The sequence below is a fragment of the Komagataeibacter kakiaceti JCM 25156 genome (assembly GCF_000613305.1).
Map to the genome: position 1 here is coordinate 1 of NZ_BAIO01000452.1, position 1,908 is coordinate 1,908.

At 67.1% G+C, this 1,908-nt stretch carries 1 protein-coding gene; it reads right to left on the reverse strand.

Translation table 11 applies throughout. The features are described from left to right. On the reverse strand, window positions 1-1,903 hold a 1,903-nt coding region (dxs, locus tag JCM25156_RS15165), incomplete at its 3' end, for a 1-deoxy-D-xylulose-5-phosphate synthase (protein WP_025813747.1). Window positions 1,904-1,908: the final 5 nt, after the last annotated feature.

Sequence of the window (1,908 nt, forward strand, 5' to 3'; positions counted from 1 at the left end):
GCGCATCCAGCCCGGCCTCATGGTACTGGGCGGCCTGGGTGTTGTGGTCGATGAAGCGGTCGGGCAGGGTCATGGGGCGGAAGCGCACGCGGTCCAGCAGGCCGGTCCGGGCCAGATGGGTCATGACATAGCTGCCGAAGCCGCCCACCGATCCTTCCTCGATGGTGATCAGCACGGCGTGGTTGCGCGCAAGCTGCTCGACCAGCGCCGTGTCGATCGGCTTGGCGAAGCGGGCGTCGGCCACCGTGGGGGACAGGCCCTGCGCGGCCAGCATGTCCGCCGCCTTCAGCGCCTCTCCCAGCCTTGGCCCGAGCGAGAGGATGGCGATGCCGCCCTGCTCGGGGCCGGACTGACGGGCCATTTCACGCACGATTCGCCCGCGTCCGATCTCAAGGATCCCGCCCGCCGCCGGAAGCTCCAGCCCCAGCCCGTTGCCACGCGGGTAGCGCAGCGCGATCGGGCCTTCGTCAAACGCGACGGAGGTCGCGGTCATGTGCAGCAGTTCCAGCTCCGTGCTGGGCGCCATGATGGTCATGCCCGGCAGGCAGCCAAGATAGGTGATGTCGAACGACCCGGCATGGGTCGCGCCATCGGCCCCCACCAGCCCCGCGCGGTCAACGGCGAAGCGTACCGGCAGCTTCTGCAGCACTACGTCATGCATCACCTGGTCATAGGCGCGCTGCAGGAAGGTGGAGTAGATGGCGCAGAACGGGCGCAGCCCCTCCGTCGCCATGCCTGCGGCGAAGGTGACGGCGTGCTGCTCGGCAATGCCGACATCGAAGAAGCGGTCGGGATAGGCCTTGGCGAACTTGTCCAGCCCCGTGCCCGAGGGCATGGCGGCGGTGATCGTGACGATTTTATCATCCGTCGCGGCCTGACGCACCAGTTCCCGCGCAAAGACCGAGGTGTAGCTCGGCGGGCCGGGCGGGGCCTTTTTCTGCTCGCCCGTCACCACGTTGAACTTAGATACGGCATGGTATTTGTCGCCAGCCGATTCGGCCGGGGTGTAGCCACGCCCCTTTTCGGTAATCACATGGACCAGCACGGGGCCGACATCTTCCGCGTCACGCAGGTTGCGCAGGATGTGGACGAGCTGGTTCATGTCATGCCCGTCCACGGGGCCGACATAGTAAAAGCCCAGTTCCTCGAACAGCGTGCCGCCGGTCATGATGCCGCGCGCGTATTCATCCGCCTTCTTCGCCGTGCGTTCCAGCCGGCCCGGCAGGCGTTTGGCCATCTTGCCCGCAAGCTCGCGCAGGCCCAGGAACTTGCGCGAGGACATGAGCCGCGACAGGTAGTTCGACATCGCGCCCACCGGCGGCGCGATGGACATCTCGTTATCGTTGAGCACCACGATCAGGCGTTCGGCGCCCGGCCCGCAATGCGAGGCGTTGTTCATCGCCTCGTACGCCATGCCCGCCGAGATCGAGCCATCCCCGATCACCGCGATCACGTTGCGCTCACGGTAGGAAGGGTCTTCCTCCGCGCGCAGGTGGTGGGCGACGGCCATGCCAAGCCCGGCGGAAATGGAGGCGGAGGAATGGGCCGCGCCGAAGGGGTCGTATTCGCTCTCGCTACGCCGCGTGAAGCCCGAAAGCCCGCCCGGCTGGCGCAGGGTGCGGATCCGCTCGCGCCGCCCGGTCAGGATCTTGTGCGGATAGGCCTGGTGGCCGACATCCCAGATCACGCGGTCATCGGGGGTGTCGAACACGGCATGCAGCGCCACGGTCAGTTCAACCACGCCCAGCGACGCGCCAAGATGCCCCCCGGTGGTGGAAACCGCGTCGATCGTCTCGGACCGCAGTTCATCCGCAAGCTGCTTCAGCTGCTCCACCGAAAGGTTGCGCAGGTCATGCGGCATACGGACGCGGTCAAGCTGCGCATAGCGCCCGAGCGTCGGAATCGCGG